Source organism: Vibrio sp. 1F255 (assembly GCF_041439145.1).
GTDB lineage: Bacteria > Pseudomonadota > Gammaproteobacteria > Enterobacterales > Vibrionaceae > Vibrio > Vibrio crassostreae_C.
This window is the reverse complement of the sequence record NZ_JBGONQ010000012.1, coordinates 86,814-109,555: the sequence shown is the minus strand read 5'-3', so window position 1 is coordinate 109,555 and position 22,742 is coordinate 86,814. Positions and strand designations below refer to the sequence as shown.

19 protein-coding genes are annotated in these 22,742 nt (G+C 44.0%); 10 read left to right on the top strand and 9 right to left on the bottom strand.

The annotated features are described in order from the left end of the window. Nucleotides 1-36: 36 nt before the first annotated feature. Complete coding sequence (locus ACED41_RS09410) at nt 37-825, bottom strand: M48 family metallopeptidase (RefSeq protein ID WP_017060066.1); 789 nt, start codon at nt 823-825, stop codon at nt 37-39. Nucleotides 826-964: 139 nt separating this feature from the next. On the opposite strand from ACED41_RS09410, the gene ACED41_RS09405 reads away from it, so the two are divergent. The 5 genes from ACED41_RS09405 (at nt 965) to ACED41_RS09385 (ending at nt 4,792) form a co-directional block, all read left to right on the top strand. Further along, complete coding sequence (locus ACED41_RS09405) at nt 965-1,390, top strand: hotdog fold thioesterase (protein ID WP_004730936.1); 426 nt, start codon at nt 965-967, stop codon at nt 1,388-1,390. A 95-nt stretch (nt 1,391-1,485) separates the two neighbouring features. Continuing rightward, a complete protein-coding gene (locus ACED41_RS09400; protein WP_017064605.1) occupies nt 1,486-1,719 on the top strand; it encodes a DUF3389 domain-containing protein in 234 nt (77 codons plus the stop codon). A 154-nt stretch (nt 1,720-1,873) separates the two neighbouring features. Continuing rightward, on the top strand, nt 1,874-3,565 hold the full coding sequence (locus ACED41_RS09395; protein WP_371724861.1) for an SgrR family transcriptional regulator: 1,692 nt from the start codon (nt 1,874-1,876) through the stop codon (nt 3,563-3,565). Nucleotides 3,566-3,613: 48 nt separating this feature from the next. After that, nucleotides 3,614-4,519 (top strand): DMT family transporter, encoded by a 906-nt coding sequence (locus ACED41_RS09390; protein ID WP_017064603.1) that lies wholly within the window; start codon nt 3,614-3,616, stop codon nt 4,517-4,519. 21 nt (nt 4,520-4,540) lie between these two features. Next, nucleotides 4,541-4,792, top strand: a complete 252-nt coding sequence (locus ACED41_RS09385; RefSeq protein ID WP_017060071.1) for a hypothetical protein — start codon at nt 4,541-4,543, stop codon at nt 4,790-4,792. 125 nt (nt 4,793-4,917) lie between these two features. Here ACED41_RS09385 and ACED41_RS09380 read toward each other — a convergent pair whose 3' ends face one another. After that, nucleotides 4,918-5,526 (bottom strand): DUF2238 domain-containing protein, encoded by a 609-nt coding sequence (locus ACED41_RS09380; RefSeq protein ID WP_104216053.1) that lies wholly within the window; start codon nt 5,524-5,526, stop codon nt 4,918-4,920. A gap of 201 nt (nt 5,527-5,727) precedes the next feature. On the opposite strand from ACED41_RS09380, the gene ACED41_RS09375 reads away from it, so the two are divergent. Together ACED41_RS09375 and ACED41_RS09370 are read left to right on the top strand one after the other, a co-directional pair. Continuing rightward, the gene (locus ACED41_RS09375) at nt 5,728-6,567 is read left to right on the top strand and encodes an isopenicillin N synthase family oxygenase (protein WP_017060073.1); all 840 of its coding nucleotides are present in this window, start codon (nt 5,728-5,730) and stop codon (nt 6,565-6,567) included. 309 nt (nt 6,568-6,876) lie between these two features. Beyond that, on the top strand, nt 6,877-7,497 hold the full coding sequence (locus tag ACED41_RS09370; protein WP_029235236.1) for a DNA-J related domain-containing protein: 621 nt from the start codon (nt 6,877-6,879) through the stop codon (nt 7,495-7,497). Nucleotides 7,498-7,642: 145 nt separating this feature from the next. On the opposite strand, the gene mrdA is transcribed toward ACED41_RS09370, so the two are convergent. The 5 genes from mrdA to ACED41_RS09345 form a co-directional block, all read right to left on the bottom strand. Next, nucleotides 7,643-9,541 (bottom strand): penicillin-binding protein 2, encoded by a 1,899-nt coding sequence (gene mrdA / locus ACED41_RS09365; protein ID WP_048608341.1) that lies wholly within the window; start codon nt 9,539-9,541, stop codon nt 7,643-7,645. A 376-nt stretch (nt 9,542-9,917) separates the two neighbouring features. Next, nucleotides 9,918-11,573, bottom strand: a complete 1,656-nt coding sequence (locus ACED41_RS09360; RefSeq protein WP_017060076.1) for an ABC-ATPase domain-containing protein — start codon at nt 11,571-11,573, stop codon at nt 9,918-9,920. A 120-nt stretch (nt 11,574-11,693) separates the two neighbouring features. Next, nucleotides 11,694-13,601 (bottom strand): EAL domain-containing protein, encoded by a 1,908-nt coding sequence (locus ACED41_RS09355; protein WP_371724860.1) that lies wholly within the window; start codon nt 13,599-13,601, stop codon nt 11,694-11,696. Between the two features lie 179 nt (nt 13,602-13,780). Further along, the gene (gene fabV / locus ACED41_RS09350; protein ID WP_371724859.1) at nt 13,781-14,980 is read right to left on the bottom strand and encodes an enoyl-ACP reductase FabV; all 1,200 of its coding nucleotides are present in this window, start codon (nt 14,978-14,980) and stop codon (nt 13,781-13,783) included. 81 nt (nt 14,981-15,061) lie between these two features. Beyond that, nucleotides 15,062-15,679 carry an arylesterase gene (locus tag ACED41_RS09345; protein WP_017060079.1) on the bottom strand — a complete coding sequence of 206 codons (618 nt, stop codon included), beginning with the start codon at nt 15,677-15,679 and terminating at the stop codon, nt 15,062-15,064. On the opposite strand from ACED41_RS09345, the gene ACED41_RS09340 reads away from it, so the two are divergent. The 3 genes from ACED41_RS09340 (at nt 15,678) to ACED41_RS09330 (ending at nt 20,779) form a co-directional block, all read left to right on the top strand. Further along, on the top strand, nt 15,678-16,352 hold the full coding sequence (locus ACED41_RS09340; RefSeq protein WP_004730959.1) for an ABC transporter ATP-binding protein: 675 nt from the start codon (nt 15,678-15,680) through the stop codon (nt 16,350-16,352). The two genes, ACED41_RS09345 and ACED41_RS09340, sit on opposite strands and share 2 nt — an antisense overlap. A 1-nt stretch (nt 16,353) precedes the next feature. After that, complete coding sequence (locus ACED41_RS09335; protein ID WP_102333627.1) at nt 16,354-18,792, top strand: ABC transporter permease; 2,439 nt, start codon at nt 16,354-16,356, stop codon at nt 18,790-18,792. 532 nt (nt 18,793-19,324) lie between these two features. Further along, nucleotides 19,325-20,779 carry an FAD-dependent oxidoreductase gene (locus tag ACED41_RS09330; RefSeq protein ID WP_371724858.1) on the top strand — a complete coding sequence of 485 codons (1,455 nt, stop codon included), beginning with the start codon at nt 19,325-19,327 and terminating at the stop codon, nt 20,777-20,779. 180 nt (nt 20,780-20,959) lie between these two features. Here the strand turns inward: ACED41_RS09330 and ACED41_RS09325 are convergent, their stop codons facing one another. After that, nucleotides 20,960-21,910, bottom strand: a complete 951-nt coding sequence (locus ACED41_RS09325; RefSeq protein WP_029235922.1) for a biotin-dependent carboxyltransferase family protein — start codon at nt 21,908-21,910, stop codon at nt 20,960-20,962. Continuing rightward, nucleotides 21,903-22,670, bottom strand: coding sequence for an allophanate hydrolase subunit 1 (locus tag ACED41_RS09320; RefSeq protein ID WP_017067777.1), 768 nt, complete (start codon nt 22,668-22,670; stop codon nt 21,903-21,905). Before ACED41_RS09320 ends, ACED41_RS09325 begins: the two co-directional genes overlap by 8 nt. Nucleotides 22,671-22,742: the final 72 nt, after the last annotated feature.

Below are 22,742 nucleotides of genomic sequence, written 5' to 3'. Positions count from 1 at the left end.
TTTGTATTTACACCAGCTAGGCGATTCTTACTTAGATTACGCTTTGCAATTTGGTCTTGGTGAACCTGATTGAGGAAGCGTTTTTATCGTTGCTTGTAGATCTTTAATACGCGTACTGTGGGAAGGGTGCGTAGAAAGCAACTCTGGCGGTTGATTACCCCCTGATGCTTTCGCCATGTTTTGCCACAAGTTGACACTTTGGTTTGGATCGAAACCTGCTTGAGCCATATACTCTAAACCAACAACATCGGCTTCAGACTCTTGAGTTCGCCCATACGGTAGAATAACGCCATATTGAACGCCTAATCCTAACGCGGCCATCGTCATACCTTGATATTGTTTGTACTCTGATGCACCTAACGCGACATTAGTAATAGACAAGCCAGTATTAGCGATTTGAGACTGAGAAAGGCGCTCATTACTGTGGTCCGCTAAAACGTGTGCCACTTCGTGACCGATAACCGTCGCGAGTTGGTCTTGATTGACTGCAACCTTGAGTAACCCTGTGTATACACCGATTTTTCCGCCAGGTAGGGCGAATGCGTTCACTTGATCACTATCAAACACAACAACTTCCCATTCACTAAAACCTTGTTTAGGAATATATTGAGTGATGCTGTTCGCTACGCACTGTACATAAGCGTTAGTTTTGGCATCTTTGCTGATGGGTTGTTCTTTTTTCATTTGTTCAAAAGATTGTGCTCCAAGCTGAGACATGTCTTTATCTGAAAAAAGCAGCAATTGGTTTCTGCCTGTCGGAGAAGCGCTACACGCGGTTAGGCCTGCAAGTGTGAGAAGCGAGGCAAACTTCATCCATGACGTCATACAATATCCTCTGTGTATTCGGTTTTTATGCATGTTAACATCAACTTGCGTAATAGCTAAGGGCTGTAAGATAACTAACAGCGGTAATATAGAAAAAAGCTATGCACGCGATAACAAGATCAATAATTAAGGAACCTATATGAGTATTTGGAAAAAGCCCGTTGACCTAGATACCTTCAACGCGACCTCAAAAAATACCTTAATTGAACACCTCAACATTGTTTACACCGAAGTAAATGACAATTCTTTGGTAGCAACCATGCCGGTTTGTCACTTTACGCACCAACCACTGGGTATGCTTCATGGCGGCGCATCGGTTGTGCTAGCAGAAACGCTTGGCTCATTGGCTGCAAACTTCTGCGTACCAGAAGGCTATTATTGCGTTGGGCTCGATATCAATGCGAACCACGTAAGGTCAATGCGTGAAGGGCATGTCATTGGTACTGCTGAGCCTATTCACTTGGGCGTCTCTACTCAAGTATGGCAGATCAATATCACTGATGAGCGTCAACGCTTAGTTTGTACCAGCCGTTTAACCATTGCCGTTAAGAAACATAAGCGATAACAGACTAGGCAGTCGTACGCTGGTTTTGTCTTTAGAAGAAGTAATCAGTACTTAGAACAAGCAATCAGTATTTAAAGAAGTAACCCGAGAAGCCCATGGTCATAACGTTTAAAAGTGGAAAAGTCATCGCAACCGCACATGAGCTGGTTGTTCGTTTAGATGGTGAGCATAGAGTCACGCTGCAAGCCCAAGTTGATGCAATTCAACTCATCGGAAAAGGGGCAAATGTCATTTCAGCTAACGGTTCTGAGTGTAAATGGTCGATAAAACTAGACGATGAACAGCAGCTCCGTGAAATCGCCAATGAAATTGGCTGCGATGTGATGTAATCCTATACTGTAAAAGCACTTACCCCTTCAGATTGAATAACATCTTAGGATGTCGTACTCAATAATTCACAATAAAATCGTGTCAGTAATATTGATTTTACGCCATAAAATAGGGAAACTGAATTCAATGTCCTTTGAATAAGTTTTCCTCTTTATGAGCAGTCCAAGACTTCGCGTTCAATTTGAAACCCTGTTTGAATACTTCGATGGTAAAGATTCTGATGTTCAGCTCGACGACATCACGGATGTGCTCTGTTGTACCCGTCGTAATGCTCGAATGGTTCTCAACAAGCTTGAAGAAGAAGGGTGGGTAGAATGGTTACCTGCAGCAGGTCGAGGAAAGTTATCTCAACTTATCTTTAAACAGAATCGTTGTGATGTCAGCGAGAACTTAGCAAGACGCTACTTGCAGGAAGGAAAAATTGGACAGGCGCTGTCAGTGCTTGATCACAATGCTGCCAAACTCACGCAAGTTATTCAAAACTACTTGGGCGTACAGTATCAAGAAGGCGAACAAGTTATTCGTTTGCCTTATTACCGGCCGCTTTCAATGCTTAACCCAACCAAATCGATGCGTCGTTCAGAGCAACATATCGCTTGTCAGGTATTCAGTGGGTTGACTCGTCTAGATGAGAATGACCAACTTCAACCCGATCTTGCTCATTCATGGCAAAAAATCAGCGATTACCAATGGCGATTCTTCTTGAGACCCGGTGTTCGTTTCCATAACGGGGAACCTCTGTTAACCAATCATGTTGTGGATACACTGCTTGCACTCGAACCTCTCAACATGTTTTCGCATATCAAAGATGTCTCTTCACCTGCAAATTGTGTAGTAGATGTTTTTCTCACACGTCCAGACAAGTATTTTCCCCTCGCACTAACGGAATCGGTCGCTAAAGTCACATTACCGATCACTTTACGTGGTGAAGACTACGATATTCGACCGATTGGAACGGGACCTTATCGCATTGAAAAGAACGACGAGAAACAACTCGTGTTAACCGCTTTCAATGGGTACTTTGGTTTCAGACCGTTAATTGATCGCGTTGAAGTTTGGGTGGTGGATGAGGCTTATTCTTCAATGGTTTACCCAAGCCTATCTAAGCCTGTTATGGCCGACCGTGGCGATAGCGATGAAGTAGAACTCGATCCTGGTTGCACGTATTTACTGCTCAATAGAAAGAAGGGTATTGCACAAGATCCCGCATGGGCACAGTTTTTATCTAACGCGTTGAATGCGGCGGATCTGTTTGTTCATATTCCAAAAGAGACTGTTATCGATTTGGGCGTGTTACACGCTTATGGCATAAAACCTGGTTGGTATGACATCAAATTGAAGGTGCCAGTTTGTCCACCAGCAATTTCCAAACCAACGATAAGATTGGCGTATCAATGCCAACACCCAATGTTTCCAACGCTTGCCAAGGCGATTGTCACGGTTCTGAAGCAATACAACGTCGATGTTGATCTTTACGGTTACGAAACCGATCCTCCACACGCTGATGATGTCGATATTTGGATTAACCCTATGGGTATCGCTAATAACAGAGACGACGCTTTAGCCGGTTGGCTAATGGACTACAGTTTTCTTGATGAATCTAGCCCGGCAGAAGACTTCGACCAATGGTGTCACATGATTGACCGTTGGCGTTCGGGGGAATTCGAGCAATTCCCAGCAAGACAACTCGGTAAACAACTTGTCCAAAGCAATCAATTGATTCCAATGTTCCATTGCTGGTTAGGCGTTAATAAAGATCAATGTGGTACGTTGCAAAACGCGAAATGTAATGCATTAGGTTGGTTCGACTTTAGCCAAGTTTGGGTGAAGCCTGACGTTGATTGAAATCCAAGAAAACTCAATTAGGACCAAACAACTCATTTAGGAAAAACGATGCAAACTCTGATGGTTACATTTATTACGCTGGTGGCATTTGCTGCTAATTCAGTTCTGTGTCGCTGGGCCTTAATGGATCAAACGATTGATCCTTTGAGCTTTTCGATCGTTCGCATCTTATCTGGTGCGCTTACGCTTTTGATTTTATTAGCTTTATCTTCCCAATCTAAAGCTAAAAGTGAGTTAGCAAGTAACACATCGCTATACACAAAGCTCAAATCACAGTTTCAACTCACATCAATATTGTCACTGCTCGTGTATATGTTTGGTTTTTCGTTTGCTTACTTAGAGCTTGGCGCAGGTCTTGGTGCTCTGGTGTTGTTTGTCGCGGTGCAATTTACGATGATTGCCGCGCACTTGTTTTCTGGCAACAGAATGTCATTGATTGAATGGGGCGGATGTTTGTTATCGGTAGCAGGGCTTGTTTATTTATTAATGCCAACGGAATCGACACAGGCACCTGATTTAGTTTCTATTATCTTGATGTCTCTGGCCGGAGTTGGGTGGGGCATTTACACATTGGCAGGAAAGACATCGTCAAACGCACTGCAATCGACCACCGCTAACTTTGGATTCAGTTCGCTAGTTATCCTTTTGGCATTAAGCTTGTTAGTTTTGATTCCTAATGCGTTAACGCAAGTGTCTATCACTGAACAAGGTTTGATTTACGCGGTTATATCGGGCTCTGTGGCTTCTGGTGTGGGTTATAGTTTGTGGTATTACGTGGTGAAAAAGCTGAATACGGTGGTGGCGTCTATTGCACAGCTTTCTGTTCCAGTTATCGCAACACTTGGTGGTGTATTACTGTTATCTGAACCTGTCACTATGCAATTTATAGTCTCATCAACCGTTATACTTCTAGGGATAAGCTTGGTTCTTGTCGCCCCTAAACTTAAGAAATAAAGAGTTCAATCATTAACTTCTATGGCTAAACCAAACAAGAAACAACCGACCAAGACGGTTCAGATTTTCTGTGCCAAATGTAAAACGCAGCTTTTTAAGTATCGGAAAGGTGGCAAAGGTGCACTCGTGAAATGTTTTAAGGAGCGTATCGTTGAAGATTTCACGACAAAACCATGTGTGTGCCCTGAATGCGGGATTGAATTTGCGCGAGACACTTTGGTTCGAGGTACGCCAGCCTACAAGTTTGTTGGTGGCAAGGTAACGATGAAATAACCTGTCACGATGAAACGACCAGTCATATTAAAACGAGCAAACAATGCTGAAACTAAAAATGCCACAGCACGGTTTGTGTGTGGCATTTCAACGTTGCTTTTGATACTCAGTGTAAATAATTGAGCTTAGTAAGCATTGACACGCCCTTGAAGCTTAAGAAGTAATAGCGAGACAATTGCGCCCGTGGTGTCACACAGCATATCTTTCTGTGCATCCCAAATATCGCCTTGTGAACCAAGGAATGCGATACCTTCATCACCACCTGCGATCTCCGCGTACCACCACTCGATAATTTCATAACCTGCAGCAACACTCATAATCGCAAATAGCGCAAAGAAACATGCCAGCACCGGTTGAGCCAGTTTTTTACGAATCAAGTACTCAGCGAGTGGGTAAGCATAAAGGCCAATTGAGAAATGCGCGACACGGTCAAAGTTATTCCGTTCTGAACCTATCATGTTATTGAACCAATCAAATGGCACTTCCGCGAAGGTATATTTTGCGCCTATCGTATGCAAAATCAGCCAGATAAACATCAAAACGTAAGCTGTCTTAGTGAAGGTGAGCTTTGTTGATAACCACCAAATACCCACCAATATCGCGAGCGCTGGGACAATTTCGGCAATCCACACCGCTCTTGAAGAGGGAGCGAACGCTGAAAATAGAAACACAGTCAGATACAGCGTCGTCAATGACAGCAATGGTCGATTTTGAGCAAGTGGCGTGATTGTCATATCAAGATCTCTCGTCGAAGTTTTTAATAGTGTTACACAATAATGAACAGTGTTCAATTGGGTCTTAATCACCAGATTTGTTGAAAAGTGGTGTTATCGCCCAGTATCTAGACAAACGGTTGCTAGAGTTTCACAAAAGTTTGATTTACAACAAAGCGATCCTTAAAATCGCTCTATTACTACATAACAAGAAAGAAAGTCATGAAACTGGAAACTGTCGATTACCTTGCTGACGACGCAGCAGAACAATTTGTTCGCTCTCTACGTGAAACTGGTTTTGGTGTTCTTAAGAACCACCCAATCCCGAAAGAGCTTGTTGAGTCAATTTACGAAAACTGGTACCAATTCTTCATCTCTGAAGAGAAAGAGAACTTCCACTTTAATGTTGAAACACAAGATGGATATTTTCCACCTTCAGTGTCTGAAGTTGCTAAAGGCCACACTGTAAAAGACATCAAAGAGTACTTTCACGTATACCCTTGGGGCCAAATCCCTGAACAGCTGAAAGAACAGATTCTAGATTACTACCAACGTGCGAATGCTTTTGCTCAAGAGCTGCTAGGTTGGGTTGAAGCTCATGCTCCTAAAGAAGTACAAGAGAAATTCTCTATTGCGTTATCAGAAATGATCAACGGCAGTGAACAGACTCTGCTTCGTGTTCTTCACTACCCACCAATGCAAGGTGATGAAGAGCCAGGTGCAATCCGCGCTGCGGCACACGAAGACATCAACTTACTGACGGTTCTTCCTGCTGCAAGCGAGCCGGGCCTTCAAGTTAAAGCTCAAAATGACGAGTGGCTAGATGTTCCATGTGACTTCGGTAACATGATCATCAACATCGGTGACATGCTTCAAGAAGCATCTGGTGGTTACTTCCCATCGACAACTCACCGTGTAATCAACCCATCAGGTGAACGCCAAGAGAAGTCTCGTATCTCTTTGCCTCTATTCCTTCACCCGAAACCAGAAGTAGTGCTATCTGAAAAGTACACAGCAAACGAATACCTAATGGAACGTCTAAGAGAGCTTGGCGTTATCTAGTCAGTTCAATGCTTCGTCCCTAAAATTGGGATAGATGTGAAAGGTCAGCTAAGTCGCTGACCTTTTTTGTATCCGTACCAAAGAATTGCGGCTTTATTACTAACGGTTGTATTCAACGAAATGGTACTCAGTTTTGACGATAAAAGGTGCCTTTAAGCCAAACGTTAGAAAGTTGTTTGTCCTTAAGCTCGACAAATCTTAGAAAATCGCTTTCAATTAAAGAAGATACGCAACGGATGCGAAACAGGTTACTTATAGTATCCACAGTTCTAGAAATCCATTAATTCAGAGAAGCTAACTGAGTCAACTATGTCGAATTATCAAGATGTGAGAGCAAACTTTCATTGCCATATGGAAAACCCATTGCTTTGGCCGATAATGGAAGTGCTTAAGCAAAAGCCAAGCGGATGGAAAGTACACACATTGGCAGCTCATCTGAACGATCTTGGGTTTGTGCCAGTGTTGGATGCTGTGCCTGAGAAAGAGTTGTTTAAAAAGAACTTCCTTATCATGAATGCGCTTTATCAGCTTCAAGAAACCTTACACCCAGATGGTTGGCTCCAAGTCCAAGCGATGGACATCGAATTGATGAATGGTCGTTATCACGGAAGCAGTCACAGCATCGATCATCAAGACCCACTTCGAGAATACTACATTAATTGGGTTAACTATGAAGCGGATGAAGGTGAAGTCAAAAGGCTGTTGAACGAATTTTGGACTCGGTATAGAAAGTATGTGGGTGGTGATGAACTCGATATGGATCGAAGTCGAGCATTGAACCTGTTTGAGTTACCTTTAGGCGCGACACACCATGAAATTAGAAAACGTTGGCGACAACTGGCATTGAGATGGCATCCGGACAGAGACGAAGGCAACACCGCAAAATTTCAGACGCTCTGTGAAGCATGGCATGTATTAAGAAGCTCATAATCGAGAGGCATTTCTAGCTGTCTAATTGCTCAGAACCCTAAAACGGAAAGCCCCACATTGTGAGTGATACAAGTGGGGCTTTGTCGTCATTACGTTATGTTTTGGGTAACTACGTTATGTGCTGTAGCGACTTAAGTTATTGGTGTTAGGAGTGATCTTTGCTCTCGCCACTTTTATGTTCAAAGGCATAGTCGAGTACTTTACGGATATAAGGCGCACCGACTTTTGAACCACCGTTACCGTGTTCAATGACCACAGTTGCGACATATTCAGGGTGTTCATACGGTGCGAAAGCCGTGTAAAGCGCGTGGTCAAGTAAATGCCTAGCGAGTTTCTTCGAGTTGTAGACCTGATCTTTCGCAAGATCAAAGACTTGTGCAGTTCCTGATTTTCCGCCGCTCGTATAGTCAGTTCCCTTAAATGCACGTCTGCCGCTGCCTCTACTTCCGTGGTTCACGAGTCGCATCGCGTTGATTGGTACATCCCAAATTCTATCCGGCACTTCGGTGATTGAGGGCATTGGCTCCGGTTCGACAAGTTGTTGTGTACTGAAATCTTCACCATGATCTAAGGTGGCTCTTAAGATATGAGGTGGCATCACCTTACCATGATTAACCAATACTGACGTTGCTTTAGCAAGTTGCATAGGTGTCGATGTCCAATAACCTTGGCCAATACCAATCGGAACTGTGTCACCCTGATACCAAGGGGTGCGATAACGCATCATCTTCCATTCTCGAGTCGGCATGTTGGCGGTACTTTCTTCATAGATATCAATGCCTGTCGGTTCACCAAATCCAAATCGGTTCATCCAACTTGAAATTCGGTCAATACCCAAATCGAAAGCGGTTTGATAGAAGAATGAATCTACCGACTCTTCAATGGCTTGAGTGACATCGACAGGTCCGTGACCCCAACGTTTCCAGTCACGCCACGATTTAGAGTTTCGTTTAGAGCCAGGAATTCTCCAAACGCCATGGTCGTTACGGATGGTATCTTCAGAGATGACATGTTCTTGCAGTCCTGCCACAGCCATAAATGGTTTAACGGTTGAGGCAGGAGGATAAACGCCTAGAGTGGTGCGGTTAACCAACGGGTGAGCCGGATCATTCAATAAACGTTGGTAGTTCTTACTCGAAATGCCGTCGACAAATAGGTTAGGGTCGTAACTCGGGCTTGATGCCATCGCCAACACGCTGTTGTCTTTCGGATCGAGAATAACCGCGCTTCCAGTTCGGTGATCAAGTTGCTCAAAGACGTATTTTTGCAGCTCAAGGTCAATATTTAACACGATATCTTTACCAGCTACTGGCGGCACGTACTCAATGGTTCGGACTATTCGCCCACGGCTGTTTACTTCGACTTCTTGATAACCTTTGGTGCCGTGCAGAATATCTTCGTAATAACGTTCAACACCCAGTTTTCCTATGATTGTTGTAGCTTGATAATTCGCTTCTATGCCTTGTTCTTCAAGCTTTCTGAGATCGCTATCATTGATGTGCGCCACGTAACCAAGAACATGGGTAAGCACCTCACCATTCGGGTAAAAACGCTTTAAGCTGGTATCGATAGATAAGCCGGGGAACTGGTACTGGTGCACGGAGAACTTGGCGATCTCTTCCTCCGTTAAGTTCTCTAGAATAGTCACAGATTTAAAACGGCGGGTGTTGTGATAACGTTTTTTGAAACGAGCAATCTGCTCAGCATCACGCGGGACATATTTGTCTAGCTTGGCGAGCATTGCATCGACATCATCGGTTTGCTCTGGAATCATCGTCAGATCAAAGACAAGCTTGTTCTCTGCAAGCAACACGCCGTTACGGTCGTAAATAAGTCCACGAGTAGGGGCGATAGGTAATACTTTGATTCTGTTGCCATCGGCACGAGTTTGATAGCTTTTAAAATTTTCAACTTGAAGTCGGTATAGATTGCCGACTAAGACAAGAGTGAACATCAAGATCCCACAAAACGCGACGATTACGCGGTTTTTGAATAGGTTCACTTCGATTTTATGGTCACGCATCTTAACGCGTTTATGATTCATTGAAGCCTCAAGGGTCTGTTACATTTGGTTACACTTGTCGAATCGGGACTTTATCTGAATATCACTAGGGTTTTGTAAAAGCTGTGTCATGTTTTGAGGGATCGACAGCATTAGATGGCGGTAAACAGTGCATTTAATTTTCTCATTACAAAAGATGATAAGTAATTGATGTAAAGATTGGTTTTATGAATTTATAAAGTTCAAGAGTTTTGACGACACTAGAGGTTAGGTCAAAAGAGGTTAGATAAATTTACGGCCCTCAGAATGAGAGCCGTAGAAGGTTAATTTGCTTATTTAGTGGCTTAGAAGCTTTAGTAAATTAGAAGATTAAAACTTCAAAAACCTAGAAGCACAATAAATCCGATATTTAACGAAATCAGTTCGAAGGCTTGAACTGAGATTTACGCATACGGTTCAGAGCAGCCATCACATCTAACGTTCTTGGTTTCGCTAGGTCACCGTAGTTAGGCATGTTAGCGTGCCATTCGTTTTCTAAAATAGCGTTAAACTCTTTAGCAGGGTTGTTTGACCAACCTGGAGTTTGTGCGAATTGGAACCAAGCCCAACCGATCGCATTCACTTCAGACGGTGATTCTAATTGCTCAAGCGCAGAAAGGTCTGCAAACTCTTTACCAAAACGCAGTGACTCTTTGCCTTTAGCATTAACACGGAATTTACCGTCAGTCAGAATGTTCATCAGTGAAGCACGGTTCAATGAACGCGGTACAAACGTTTCTAAAGCAGTTTCACATTCGTTAGTACGCTGAGTAGGGTGCTGAGCAATCACGTCTTTTGCTTTTTCAGTCACATCTACCGCTTGGTAGTCGTGCATTTGAATCACAGTGTTCGCGACATCTAGGTAATCACCAGAGCCACCCATTACAACAATGGTAGAGATATCCATCTCTTCACGAAGCTGACCAATGCGGTCGACAAGTGGTGTGATTGGCTCATCGCCTTTTGACACTAGCGCTTGCATACGCTCGTCACGAATCATGAAGTTAGTCGCTGACGTATCTTCATCGATAAGTAGAGTTTGAACGCCGGCTTCAATCGATTCTTGTAACCAAGCCGCTTGAGACGTAGAACCTGACGCATCTTGTGTGCTGAAGTCAGATGTGTCTTTCTGCATTGGTAAATGGTTGATGTAGTTTGACAGGTTCAAGCTGTGCACACATCGACCATCTTCAGCGCGGATCTTCATCGTATCAATCGCAGTTACAATGCCTTCGCGACCGTCACCAGGAATATGGTTGTAGATAGAACGTTCAACGGCGTTCAACAGTGTCGATTTACCATGGAAACCACCACCAACGATCAGCGTAATGCCTTTTGGAATGCCTAGGCCGGTCACGTCACCTTGGTTTGGAGTATTTAACGTAACACTCAATGATTCTGGAGCCGCGAAAGGTACCGCGTCTTTCATTGGAAGGTCGCAGTTACCCGCGATACGAGGTAACACACTGCCGTTTGCAACGAAAGCGGCTAGGTTGTTTTCATCCAATTGAGCACGCAGCGCTTCTTGGTCTTCAATCGTTTCACAATGTTTGATCATTGCATCGATGTTTAACTCACGCTCAAGCGTCGCGCGACGAATAAACTTCGGTAAGTAGAAAGTGATGATGTTGTTCGCTTTCTTAGCAAGAATGCTACGACCATCAGCTGGTAAATTAATACGGAAACGAATTTCGATGCCGTGGTCTGTGAATACAACAGCTGTGTTGTCTAATACGGTTTGACCCGTCAGCGCGATAGAAACGGTCGACTCTTGTTTCGCGAACTCAGAGAAGCTACGTGCGATAAAGTCACGAGCGGCTACTTGGTATTCGTAAGATTTTTCTTTCAGCCAATCTAACCCGGTCAAAGACCACGCGCGCGTTGCACGAAAACGAGAAGCTGACGCGTATGGGTCACCTTGGATGTGGTCGATGTGTAATTCAAAATCAGCAAAGTCGTATTGACCTTTAATTTGTTGATATGCACGGTAGTTTTGTTTTTCGAGCTTTTTAAGCTTTGCAGTCAACTGATCCATAACGAGGAATGCCTATATAAGGGGAAAGATAAAAACAGAAAGGCGGCGATTATAAAAATCACCACCTTTAGAGTAAAGAGAAAGTAGGCCTAAATCCAAAACTAACTGCTCTTTTTCGCTTTAAGCGTAACGAGTTGTCCCCAAATAGTTTTGATTGATTAAGCTGTGTTCGAATTCTTGGCTCGGCATTGGTCTTCCGTAAAGGTAACCTTGGCCCACATCGCAGCCTTCGTTAATAATAAATTGATCCTGAACCTCCGTTTCTATGCCTTCAATCGTCACTTTTAAGTCGAGCTTTTTGGCAATTTGGACAATAGAACGAACAATTTCCGAGTCTTCGTGTGAGTTGAGCATTTGGTCGATAAAGCTCTTATCAATCTTAATGGTGTCGAATGGGAACTTCTTCAGATAACTGAAGGAGGCGTAGCCCGTACCGAAGTCATCTAGTGACAATGTAACGCCAATATCGTGCAAAGATCCCAAGGTATTCTTGGCAACCACTTCATCTGCTATCAGTCCACTCTCCGTAACTTCAAGTTCTAAGAAACGAGGCTCTAAATGATAGGTTTCGAGTAGGTGAACCACTTGTTCCGCAAAGTGTACGTTCTTGAGTTGAATTGCAGACACATTCACAGCCATCTTGAAATCTTCAACGTATTCGGACCACTCTTTGGCTTTTTCAATCGCATTGCGTAAAACAAAGCTGCCCACTTCGAAAATCAAACCGTTTTGTTCAGCCATGTGGATCAGGGTTTCGTTAGAGATATCACCCAAAACAGGATGTCGCCAACGAAGCAAAGCTTCAGCACCGACCCAGCGATGCGTCAACGGGCTAACTTTGGGTTGAAAGTAGAGCATAAGGTCATCATTACGAACGGCTTGAAGCAAATAGCCTTCGATCTTATTAATGTGAGTTTGTTCTTCGGTATGGGATTGAGAGTAGTAAGCGAACTTTTGTCCTGAATCTTTGCAGGCTAACATCGCTTCAGAAGATTTCTGCAGAATGCTTTCCGCGTCATCTTCGTCGTTCGTAATTGCAATCCCAATAAACGCGTGCAAATGCACTTTGTCACTTTCGATGTCGAATTCTGAATGACCAACTTTAACGAGCGTCTGGCAAAGTTCTTCAAGGCGATGGTGTAAATCTTTAACGCTAAACGCCAATACGAGGTCAACCGAAGTAGGGCGTGCAGTTAATACATCGATATCAGAAATACAGTCGATGCGTTTTCGGTATTCAACAAGCACTTGGTCTAACGCGTTATAGCCGTAGCGTGCTTGTATGCGTCTACCGTTGGTAAAACCAATATGAACGACTGCAAATGAGCTGTCTGTCAGCCTTCTCTGTGACAGTAGCTTGTGGTTTAAGCGAGATTCAAATGCGTTTCGGTTTAAAAAGCCGGTGCCGAGGTCGTGATTCTTTTGGAAGTTAATCTTCTGTTCAGCCGCTTTTCGTTTATCAATTTCTTGATTCAACGAGTAATTAAGGCTCGCGAGATCTTTAGTGCGATTGTAAACGCGGTTTTTTAGGTCGCGATTCATTTGGGTAAGCTTGGCGTGTTGGAATAGGGTTTTAAGCTGAGATTCAATCGAAGTCCGAAAGCTCTCTAACAGTTTGATATAAGTAGGGGTGTAGTGATTCTCTTTCGAGTCCAAGATACAAATGGTGCCAAACAGTTCACCGTTAGGCCAAAGTAATGGAATACCACAATAGGAGACTAAGCCGAGTTTGATGTCTGGGTTGTTGTCCCACTTAGGATCGGCAAGCGCGTTAGGCACAAGAAGCTGTCGTTGAGTTTCCATCACTGTTTCGCAGTACAGCCCATTCCCCAGCGTTTCAGAATCACCTTTGTTGTATGGGTTGTTCTCGCTACGACTGGTTGAAAAAACTTCAATGTAATTGGCGTGAACACGCATGATTAGTGCTGCGGGCACTTGAGTAATTTGAGCTAAGAGGTCGACAATATTCTGCCAACCGTGCTCCATATCGTCTGGGATATCTAAATCGAGAGTTTTTATTTTCTTCATATGACTCCGAGTCAATTATGCTAAATGCATCAACACATCCTGTGTTAATTATGATGAACCAAAGAAAACTGTGAATCTTACGTCAACTAAGTATAAGAAATGTTGCACAAAAAAACCTCGGCAATTTTGCAGAGGTTTTCAAATGTGAATACGGGTCTCAGTAATGAGATAAATTTCGATTAGGGCTTTAATTTTATAAAGTCTTCGCTATTCAGTTTCTTACTGTAATCTACTGATGGCTGCGCGAACCCGTTGAGCTGCAAGAACTCGTCTTTGAACCCTTGGTAATCACCTAAAGTTTGGAAGTTGTTTTCATCCATCTTTTCTAGTAGTTCAGTTACGTGCGCTTGGGTTTCTGGATCTAATTCCCAATCATCCATACGGATCAATCGCTCACCATCAAGTGGTACTTTTGATTGACCATAGAGTTTACTGCTAAATAGACGCTGCATTTGTTGGATACAACCTTCGTGGGTCTCTTTCTCTTTCATCACCTTATACAAAGCAAGTAAGTAAGGGCTTAATCCAGGGATGAAAACGCTCGCTTTAGTGACTAGGGCTTTACATACCGCCGCGTAAGCGTTGCCGTCGAAGTTAGCTAGTTCGAGGTTTAATGCATGACTGGTTTGATGAAGGTCGATCTTAGCGCGACCTAAAGTACCGTCTAAGTAGATAGGGTGCGTCACTTCAGGACCAACATAGGAGAAGGCGATCGTCTTACAACCCGGAGCAATAGACTCAGCGTTGATCAGTTCGTCTATCCAGTTTTCCCAATCTTCACCACCCATCACTTTGAGTGTACTTTCAGCTTCTTCTTCTGTTGCAGCGTCGAGCGTGTTGGTCACCCAGTCGTCGTGCTCAAGGGAAATCGTCGCGCCAGTAACGCTTTCGCCAATCGGTTTAATAGCTGAGCGCCAAAACTCATCGGAATCTGGTTTAGGACGAACGCCTGCAGCTAAGCTATAGATAATCAGATCCACTTCACCTTCGAAGTAGGTTTCGATGGCTTCGACAACTTGGGAGCGTGTTTCTTTAGAAAAGGCGTCGCCAACGATGTTGATAGCAGTGCGCTGCTCTCGTTCGGCTTCTTTCTTGAAGTAGATGTTGTTGTACCAACCGGCACTACCGAGGGATTTTTCGTTGGGACCGCGTTCGAATGAGACGCCGATGGTGTCAGCTTTTGCACCGCCAAAGGTAAGGGCGATACGAGCGGCAAGGCCGAATCCAGAGGAAGCGCCGATGATCAGTACTCGTTTAGGGCCATCTTTGATTTGCGGCGCACTCTTAACAAATTTGATTTGTTGCTTTACGGCTTCTTGACAGCCAATAGGGTGAGCGCTTTTAGCTACCACACCCTTGATAACAGGTTCGATCAGCATAAATAACCTTACAGTTAACGGTGATATGCACTCAGGCTAACGTAAAGCTGTGTAAAATTTATTGAGCTAGACCATTAAAACTTAAAGATACTGATATAATTCTTCGGCGACGAATTCAGCAATCCAAGGTTGAGCTTCTGGTTTTGGATGCAGTCCATCGTTCATCATCCACTCAGGTTTGAGGATGATATGCTCTAGGAAAAACGGCAAAAGTGGCACGTTTTGTTGATCAGCAAGCGCTGCAAAAACGTATTCAAACTGCTGGTTGTAACGCTTTCCGTAATTTGGTGGGATTTTAATCTGCATCATTATAGGTTTGGCGCCCGCAGCTTTTATCTGCTCAATGATCTGCTCAAGATTTGCAGACATCAGCTTAGGTGGGAAACCACGAAGTCCATCATTCGCACCAAGTTCGATAAGAACGGTGTCTGGAGCATGTTCTTCAAGCAATTGTGGTAGGCGGGCTAAACCATTGCCCGTTGTATCACCAGAAATACTCCCGTTAACCACGGTTACCGTTTTGTCATGCTTTGCTAACGCGTCTGGTAACAGGCTTGGCCAACTCTGTTTGATGTCCATGTTGTAACCAGCACTCAGGCTATCACCAAGGACCAGTAACTTAGAATCTAAGCGGGTATCTTGAGCCAAAGAAGCGGTTGAAAATAAAATAAAGAATAAAAAGGAAATTAGTCGAGTCATGCATACATCCATCATTAAAGCAGAAGCTGTTTCGAAGACAGTGTCTACTAATCAAGAACATTTAACAATCCTAGAGCACGTCGATATCGATATTCGTGAAGGCGAAACTGTCGCGATTGTCGGCACGTCTGGCGCGGGTAAATCGACCTTAATGACGCTGCTTGCTGGTCTTGATGTACCAACGAAAGGCGAAATCAGTTTATTAGGACAGCCACTTTCACAGCTTGATGACGAGGCAAGAGCGAAGATCCGCAGTGAATCGGTAGGGTTTGTATTTCAAAGCTTCTTGTTAATTCCAAGTCTTTCAGCGCTACAAAATGTCACGTTACCTTGTTTGTTAAAGGGAGAAGACGAAGACATCGAACGCGCGACTGCTCTGCTTGAATCAGTAGGCTTGAAAGACAGGCTTGATCACTTACCGTCGCAGCTATCTGGTGGTGAACAACAAAGGGTCGCGTTGGCGCGCGCATTTATGATTAAGCCAAAAATTCTTTTTGCCGATGAACCCACAGGCAACCTAGACCAACAAACGGCAGCCAAAATTGTTGAGTTGTTGTTTGAATTGAACTCATCCCACGGCACAACTTTAGTTTTGGTGACACACGATCCTAAGCTTGCACAACGTTGCCAAAGAACACTCAAGATGCATGTCGGTCAGATAGAGGAAGTCTAAATTGAATTCATCAAACGGACTGAATAAACGCCTGTTTTCATGGAGTATCGAAGAGATTCGACACGGTCAGCTTTGGCCAGTTTCAATCGCTTTAACGCTTATTATTGCTTGTGTATTTGCATTGTCGGCGTTGGCCGAACGTATGGAGCAGGTAATTGTTAAGCAGGGCAAAGATGCGCTTACTGCCGATATCGTGTTTATCTCAGCAAACCCAGTTCCACAATCCTTATTAGACCTCACTCAAGTTGAACAGTTAGAAAGCTCTCAGTTGACTCGTTTTTCAACCATGGCATTCAGTGACAACTCGATGCAGTTAGTGACGGTGAAAGCGGTTGAAAGTAATTATCCATTACGCGGTGAAATGATCTTAGTGGGTGCTGATAAAGCATCAAGTAACCATGTTGAGCCAGGGGAACTTTGGTTAGACGAGCGTATATTTGCACAGTTAGAGGTTGAGATTGGTGACGTTGTCACTATTGGCGATGCCGATTTAGCGATAACTGGACGAATCACTCAAGAACCAGGCTTAAGCTTTAACCCATTCCAACAGATGCCAGCCGTTCTGATTCATACAAGCGATATTGATGCCACGGGAGCGATTCAACCGGGCAGTCGTGTTAGTTTTAGGCTGTTTCTCAACGGTGATGATACAAAACTGCAAGCCGCGCAAGACAGCGTAGAATTAACACCAAGCGATCGCTGGCGTACTCAAGATTCTGCGAGCCGTACTAACGACATGTTCGAAAGCACGACTCAATATCTTTCGTTAACCGTTGCTATTGTTGTGATCATGGCTGCGACCACTTTGGTACTCACTTGCCAACATTATGTTGCGAGTCGCCGTAAAACCATCGCGATGCTTAAGAGTTTGGGTGCAAGCAAGCAGTGGATCGTTAAATGGTTGTCTGTACAGGTATCTTTATTAGTGGTTATCGGTGCAGTACTGGGAATAACTATCGGTATCGGCTTAGAGTTTTTGCTTCGTATACCTCTGGGTGACTTATTACCAACGCCACTTCCTAGCTATGGTATTGAACCTGCAATCTTGGCGATTTTATCAAGCATCTTAATTGGTGTTCCTGCTCTTGGTATCCCGTTAATTGGCTTGGTCAATACCTCGGCAATCAGCGTTATCCAATCAAGTCACCAGTCCAATGAAAGCTACAAGAAATATTTGTTGTTACTGGTACCGATTATTCCAATGATGCTGATGTATGGCGACAATCTATTGGTATGGATAGTTCTAGCGGGTATCGCTTGCCTGTTCTTAGTACTTGCGGTCGTTAGTACGCTTGTTCTGCGTTTGGTTGGCAAGTTACCGACATCTACGTCTATGCGTTTAGCATTGAGCAGAATTAATCGCACACCTTTAGCAACGGGGATTCAATTTGGCTCTTTAGCGCTTTCACTGATGTTGCTGTCTATCATCTGGTTGGTAAGAAGTGATTTACTGTCAGATTGGCAGCAAACCTTACCCGAGAACGCACCAAATGCGTTTGCACTTAACATTGCAAGCTATGAAAAAGACAGTTATCTCGAGACGATTGATGCAAACGAGGTAGAGCGTACTCAAGCGTTTCCAATTATCCGAGGACGACTGACGACGATAAACGGTGTCGAAGCATCGGAATACAGTGATACCTCTGGAGAAACAGACGCACTAAGCCGTGAGATCAACTTCACTTGGGGAGATAGCTTACCTAAGTACAATGAAGTATTAGAAGGTAACTGGACACAAGAGCATGGCGTATCTGTAGAATCGGATGTCGCGGAGCAACTGGATCTAAAGATTGGCGATGAGCTGTCATTCACAATCAACAGCCAGAATGTTTCTGCCAAGGTGAATAGCATCCGCAAAGTCGAGTGGCGAGAAATGAAGCCGAACTTCTACTTCATTTTTACTCCAGATGTCTTGAGTTCAATCCCTTCTACTTGGCTAGTGAGCTTCAGATTAGAAGAACAACACAATCAGATGCTCAACGAACTCTCTCGAAATCATCCAACCGTGAGTTTGATGGATATTCGTAAGATGGGTAGCAAGATCCAAGAGTTGCTTAAGCAGATTGTTTGGTCGATTACCGTACTTGCGGCGTTAGGTGTGGTGGCGGGGCTGTTGCTTATCTTCACTCTATTGCGATTGAGCTTATCTCAAAGACAACAAGAGATACGCTTGTATCGAACATTAGGCGCGAGTAAGAAGCGAATTCTCAATACTATTTGGTGTGAGTACGGTTTAATGGCGTTAGTCGCAGGCTCAATTGCAGCCCTTGGTTCTGAGCTCAGCGTGGCAGGAGTGATGAACTTTGGTTTTGAGTTACAACCTTCACTTCACCCGATGTTGTGGATAGCGCTACCGGTGCTAACGTTCATCACATTAGCCGCGGTAGTGAATAGCTTAATCAAACGTTTGTTAGCACCAGTAAACAAGGATTTTGGCTAGTCGTTAGCGAGATCTAGCCAAGCGCTTAAAACGGTCTAAAAGTGAGATTATTTATACTTAGTCATGCACTATTTATAATACGTCGCTTTAGACCGTTTTTTATTTAACCAACCGGCAGCATAAGTAAAAAATATCGCACCTTAGATTCCACTGTTTTTAGCATTTTTTAAGACTAATTACCCAATAATGCCGATTTAATGAACAGCGGTTAGTCCCTGTAAACAAAGGGTTTGCGCAACTTAGCAAGAACGTTATCAACAGTTATCCACAAAAACGGTGGATAACTTTAGGGATAAGTTAACCGCTATGTTTTAAGAGTACTGAGGCAGCCTTTATGTGGCGTCACTTAGGACAAATTTGACTGTTAGAATAACCTTTAAAACCCTATCTGGAGTTATTGAGTCAAGAGATTATTTATGTTTTTTACATAGATATTAAATCCCGCCTATCTAAGACCTTGATAAAAATGTGTTTTAATTCATCGCAGAACAAAAGTAGAATAGAGGCAGTTAATCTTATTCTACAGAACACGATGAACCACAACAAAACGGATACAAATCAACCTTCTATTGCCATTGTTGGTGGTGGTATTGCCGGAACAACGAGCGCGATTCACTTTAGTGAGTTGGGTTTTAAGGTCACTATCTTAGAAAAAGGGCCGAGTTTGGTTAATGGTCCACCAATTTGCCACCTGCACGCTGGCGGCAATTTGTATCGAGATATTTCTGTAGAGCAGTGTCTTCAATTGCTCACACAGTCAATTGATACCGTCCGCTTATTCCCTCATACGATCAATATTCGTCCGACAATCATCGCCGTTCCGCACAGTGATGGTGGAGAGCCGTTGGATCTGCTTCCTCGTCTCAAGATAATCAAAAGCGCTTATGCCGATCTTGTTAAACAAGATAAAAGCAACCAAGTGCTCGGTGATCCGGAAGAGTATTATAAGCTGTACAGCAAAGAAGATTTATTAGCACTTTCTGCGAAAACACAGCCTCTGAAACCAACATCGCTTGATGATTGGTGTATTCCTTTCGCCAAGCATACGGATTTAGAGACCCTAAAGTATCCTGTTGCGATGGTCCAAGAGTATGGCTGGAGCGTATTCCGACTTTCTGCGACCGCTCAACTCTCTTTGGGGCAACAAGCTAACTGTACTGTGTTAACCAACAGCCGATTACAATCTGTTGAGTCGACAGGTCAAGGTTGGTCTTTGACTTATACCGATGCCGAAAACCAAAGCTGCCAACTAACGACCGATTACTTGATTAATGCGAGTGGGTTTGAAACGGGTATCGTAGATGACTTTGTTGGCTCTAAGCAGCAAAGACTTGTTGAGTTTAAAGCTGCATACGTTACAGAGTGGCCATATTCGCAAGAATGTAAGGAAGAGTGGCCAGAAGTTATCTTCCATGGCCCGAGAGGCACACCGCAAGGCATGGCGCAATTAACGCCGTATGCTGATGGTGTGTTCCAACTTCACGGCATGACAGAAGGGATTACTCTGTTTGAGGGTGGGCTTGTTTCATCGTCAACAGACTCGTCACAGCCACAGTTGCCTTCGAAGCTGCTTAAGAAAATCGTATCGGGTTGGAGTGAAGATCAGCTTGAATTAAGAACTCGCGCGGCAATAACGCATATGTCTCAGTTCATCCCAAGTTTCAGTTCGGCATTGGTCGGTGGTAAACCTTTGTTTGGTGCACAACAGATTCCGGGAAACGATCCAAGCTTAAGAGCTTCAGACGTTTCATTCTGTGGGGATCGCTATGCTCGACTTGAAGTAGTAAAAGCTTCTTCAACATTAGAAGCGGCACAAAAGGTCGCTGAGCAATGGTTTGATGTATCAGAGGCGGCATCTATTGAAGACACACACTCAGTGACAATGTCACTTAATCTAAATGATATTGAAAACAGAGCGATAGATTTGACACAAGAACGTGGATACCCAGAAGCGCTTGCCAAGGTGTCAGGTCAAGATCACGCTTAATAGCCTATAATTAGTCTATCATCATCGACTGCGTTTAATTTCTTCAATTCGGCTTACTGTAATAGGTAAGCCGAATCTTCATTTCAACATCTGCTTAGATACCGAACCTCATCTAAATGACATCTTCCTAGTTGATTATTCTCAGCTACATAGCATTTAGCACATAACACATCGCAAAAACTAATAGCCGAAAAACTGAGCCCATTGGCACCAAACATCTTGTAAGCCCAAGCGATCGCCCTTGCTGAACGATATCGCATGTCCAGGTTTTGCTTGCGCCAAGCGTGGTAAATCGATTCTGGCGACACATCCTATCTTCGGATAACCACCTATGGTCTGTCTATCATTAAGCAGCACGATAGGCTGTCCATCTTGTGGAATTTGAATCGCACCTAAGGCAATGCCTTCTGACAATAGCGAAATGTCAGGCGAGTCGACGGGTTCGCCACTGAGTCGATAACCCATCCGATTTGAGTTTTGGTCAACGTGATACTGCGCGTTATACAAAGTCTCTTTTGCTGACTCGGAGAATAGCTCGCTTTGATAGCCTTCAATCACTCGTAGGTTCACGGGTAGATTGTAATCAGGCGTGTATCGGAAGGTAACACTTACCGCTTTAAATGAATGTGATAGTTGGTGCTGGGTAAAAGCTATTTGTTGCCCTTGTTGGCATGGCTCTCCATCTTGCGTTAATCCACCAATCTTTTCACGAGTCACCGTAGAACAGCTATCAAGAGTTGATGGGACATCGAAGCCACCCTTAACGGCTAAATACGCCCTTAGACCATTTTTAGGTAAACCAAATGAGAGAACTTGCCCTGCGAAAGCTTGAAAAGTACGCCAGTTCGACTGTGGTTTGCCATCGAGCTTCGCTTGTAAATCGCCACCACATAACGCCATTTCGCAATCAAAATCGATTCGTAACGCACATTGCCCAAGCGTGATTTCCAACGCCGCTTGGTTGACTGGGTTTCCGAGCAGGTGATTGGCCCAGCTATACGAGTAATCATCAACAGGACCACCTTGTGTCAACCCGAGATGAGCAACACCAAATCGTCCGAAATCTTGAATCAAACTCAACGGGCCGGGTTTAATCACTGTTAGTGTTGGTTTAGCGATGGTATTAACCATTAGCGACATCTCCACTAATCTCCATAAGCCTAAGCTCTACAAATTCTTGTTTTGAAATCGCGATGAAACGGACTGTGTCACCAACATTAAGTAGAGACAGCGGCGTTTGTGTGGTACCAGCGTTCTTTAATTGGCTGTGATCAAACAGTGCGAGTGGGCAATTGCCAATAATATTCCAACCGCCCGGTGAGTCCGAAGGATACACCGCCGTTTTCGTATCCGCGATGGCGATGCTGCCTTTCGGCACAATTAAGCGGGGTGTGGAGTGACGGGGCAAGGCAAGCTCATTAACCACATCCGACATAAAGGCAAAGCCAGGCGTAAACCCAATCGCACTGACGCTGTATGTCTGTGAGGTGTGATGTTGAATTATCTGGTCGAGCGACAGGCCTTTGTTTTGATATCGGTCTAAATCGAGCGCCGTTTCTGGTGAGTAATAGGCAGGAAGCTCAATCGTATCGCGAGTTTTACTAACACTAGAAAAGGACGACAGAGCATGACTCAACAAATTATTGAGCTGTTCAATGAGCTGCTGTTCTGATATTCGATAAGGGAGGTAGTCGACCAATATTGTTTGGTAAGCCGGTGTCACATTCATCAACACCGATGCTAAGTTTTGGCGAATGGCATCGGAAAAGTGAGCTATGTATTGCGCATATTCGGCGCTAGATTGATTATTTGAAGGCGATAGCGTCAAGGTCACCAAAACGCTGCATTCCGCGATTGGCGCTATATTGTATTCAATCTGATTCGTCGTCATTTCGTTTCCATACGTTTGTTTGCTTACTTGGCGTGTCTCACTTCCGTGTCCAAGCCAATACAAATCAATTAG

Bases quoted from the DNA above. Each gene is read 5' to 3' on its own strand.
- ACED41_RS09410 (WP_017060066.1), bottom strand. From the start codon at position 825: ATGACGTCATGGATGAAGTTTGCCTCGCTTCTCACACTTGCAGGCCTA.
- ACED41_RS09405 (WP_004730936.1), top strand. From the start codon at position 965: ATGAGTATTTGGAAAAAGCCCGTTGACCTAGATACCTTCAACGCGACC.
- ACED41_RS09400 (WP_017064605.1), top strand. From the start codon at position 1,486: ATGGTCATAACGTTTAAAAGTGGAAAAGTCATCGCAACCGCACATGAG.
- ACED41_RS09395 (WP_371724861.1), top strand. From the start codon at position 1,874: ATGAGCAGTCCAAGACTTCGCGTTCAATTTGAAACCCTGTTTGAATAC.
- ACED41_RS09390 (WP_017064603.1), top strand. From the start codon at position 3,614: ATGCAAACTCTGATGGTTACATTTATTACGCTGGTGGCATTTGCTGCT.
- ACED41_RS09385 (WP_017060071.1), top strand. From the start codon at position 4,541: ATGGCTAAACCAAACAAGAAACAACCGACCAAGACGGTTCAGATTTTC.
- ACED41_RS09380 (WP_104216053.1), bottom strand. From the start codon at position 5,526: ATGACAATCACGCCACTTGCTCAAAATCGACCATTGCTGTCATTGACG.
- ACED41_RS09375 (WP_017060073.1), top strand. From the start codon at position 5,728: ATGAAACTGGAAACTGTCGATTACCTTGCTGACGACGCAGCAGAACAA.
- ACED41_RS09370 (WP_029235236.1), top strand. From the start codon at position 6,877: ATGTCGAATTATCAAGATGTGAGAGCAAACTTTCATTGCCATATGGAA.
- mrdA (WP_048608341.1), bottom strand. From the start codon at position 9,541: ATGAATCATAAACGCGTTAAGATGCGTGACCATAAAATCGAAGTGAAC.
- ACED41_RS09360 (WP_017060076.1), bottom strand. From the start codon at position 11,573: ATGGATCAGTTGACTGCAAAGCTTAAAAAGCTCGAAAAACAAAACTAC.
- ACED41_RS09355 (WP_371724860.1), bottom strand. From the start codon at position 13,601: ATGAAGAAAATAAAAACTCTCGATTTAGATATCCCAGACGATATGGAG.
- fabV (WP_371724859.1), bottom strand. From the start codon at position 14,980: ATGCTGATCGAACCTGTTATCAAGGGTGTGGTAGCTAAAAGCGCTCAC.
- ACED41_RS09340 (WP_004730959.1), top strand. From the start codon at position 15,678: ATGCATACATCCATCATTAAAGCAGAAGCTGTTTCGAAGACAGTGTCT.
- ACED41_RS09345 (WP_017060079.1), bottom strand. From the start codon at position 15,679: ATGACTCGACTAATTTCCTTTTTATTCTTTATTTTATTTTCAACCGCT.
- ACED41_RS09330 (WP_371724858.1), top strand. From the start codon at position 19,325: ATGAACCACAACAAAACGGATACAAATCAACCTTCTATTGCCATTGTT.
- ACED41_RS09325 (WP_029235922.1), bottom strand. From the start codon at position 21,910: ATGGTTAATACCATCGCTAAACCAACACTAACAGTGATTAAACCCGGC.
- ACED41_RS09320 (WP_017067777.1), bottom strand. From the start codon at position 22,670: ATGACGACGAATCAGATTGAATACAATATAGCGCCAATCGCGGAATGC.